The following is a 1,499-nucleotide window of genomic DNA, read 5'->3' as shown; positions in this document are numbered from 1 at the left end:
GGTCAGACACCCCATGTCGTTTGAGGTCAAGCGGCATGGAGGTGTGCGTGGTGCGACCATGCGGTCGCTTCGTCGTAGAGGGTCCGGGTTTTGAGGCATCCGTGGAGGATGCCGACGAGGCGGTTGCCGACCTGCCGCAGGGCCGGGTTGTAACCGGCTTCTCGGGCGCGTTGCTTGTCGTAGTAGCGGCGGGCCCCCGGCGAGGCCCGCAGAGCGGAGAATGCCTGGGTCTGCAACGCGTCGGCGAGGCGGTTGTTGCGGACGTAGCGGGCCTGGACGGTGTGGCTCTTGCCGGAGGCCCGGGTGATGGGACTGGTGCCGGCGTAGTTCTTGCGGGCCTTCGCGGAGGCGTATCGGGTGGGGTCGTCTCCGAACTCGGCGAGCACCCGGGCGCCGGTGATCTCCGCGATGCCGGGCATCGAGAGGTAGATCTCAGCGTCCGGGTGCTTCAGAAAATGGGCCTTCACCTGCCCCTCCAGCTCGGCTATCTGCTCGTTCAGGGCGATCAGCAGCCGCGCGTGAGCGGTGGCGGTGGCCGCGTAGGCGGCGGTGACCGCCTCGGGCAGGCCAAGCTGCCGCTCACGCAGCGCGGTCTGGATCGTGGCCGCTTTCGCGTCCCGGTTGCGTCGGCGGGCGCGGGCCAGGACGGCGGTGATCTGGGCGCGGGTCAGCTTCGCCCCGGCTGCCGGGGTGGGGGCCTTGATCAGCAGTTCCAGCGCGTCCGTGCTGGTCAGCGTGAGATCCGCGTAGGCGGTCAGGGCGGCGGGGAAGTACTCGCGCAGGGTACTGCGCAGACGTTGGAAGGTGCGGGTGCGTTCCCAGATCAGGGTCTGGTGGGCGCGGGCGACGACCTTGACGGCCTGGGCCTGCTCGCTGTCCCCGGCCACCGGCCGCAGCTGGTCCCGGTCGATGCGGACCATGTCGGCCAGCGCGTGCGCGTCGCCCTTGTCGCTCTTGGCGCCGGAGGCGGCGTACCGCTCCTTGAACCGGGCGACCTGCCGGGGGTTGATCGCATAGACCTGGTAGCCGGAGGCGATCAGGGCCTGCACCCACGAGCCGCGGTCGGTCTCGATCCCGACCACCACCTTGGCCGCATCGAGGTCCTCGCTGCCGTGCCGGGCGAGAAGCTCGTGCAGCTTCGCGATTCCCTCCACGCCCTCGGGCAGCTTCGCGGCGGCCAGTTTCCGGCCTGCCTCATCCTGGACCTCGACGTCATGGTGGTCTTCGGCCCAGTCATCGCCGATCAGCAGCAACTCATCCTCCTGGTCAGGAACTTCGCTTCCCATGCAGCCTGCGGAAGGCACGGCACGCGGCCTAATGGATCCAGTGCTCACGCCCCACTGGGCGGGCACGCCACCCCATCAACGGTCTGGCCTCCCGGCCGACCAGCAGGGGCACGGTCTGACCACAGAAGTCGACTGCTTCCGGCGGCGGAAGTGCTCACCTGCTGGCGGCTACGGCACCGAGTCTCACCGACCCGGCAGCTCCCATTAGGCGGC

1 protein-coding gene is annotated in these 1,499 nt (G+C 69.5%); it reads right to left on the bottom strand.

Annotated elements, in window-relative coordinates; translation table 11 throughout:
* Positions 1 to 26: 26 nt before the first annotated feature.
* Positions 27 to 1,253, bottom strand: coding sequence for an IS110 family transposase (locus tag GWI24_RS44285; protein ID WP_210951650.1), 1,227 nt, complete (start codon positions 1,251 to 1,253; stop codon positions 27 to 29).
* Between the last annotated feature and the right edge of the window lie 246 nt (positions 1,254 to 1,499).

It is taken from the genome of Streptomyces sp. MK37H (genome assembly GCF_018035285.1).
GTDB lineage: Bacteria > Actinomycetota > Actinomycetes > Streptomycetales > Streptomycetaceae > Streptomyces > Streptomyces endocoffeicus.
The sequence above is the reverse complement of the archived record's forward strand: the minus strand, read 5'-3'. Positions and strand labels throughout refer to the sequence as shown.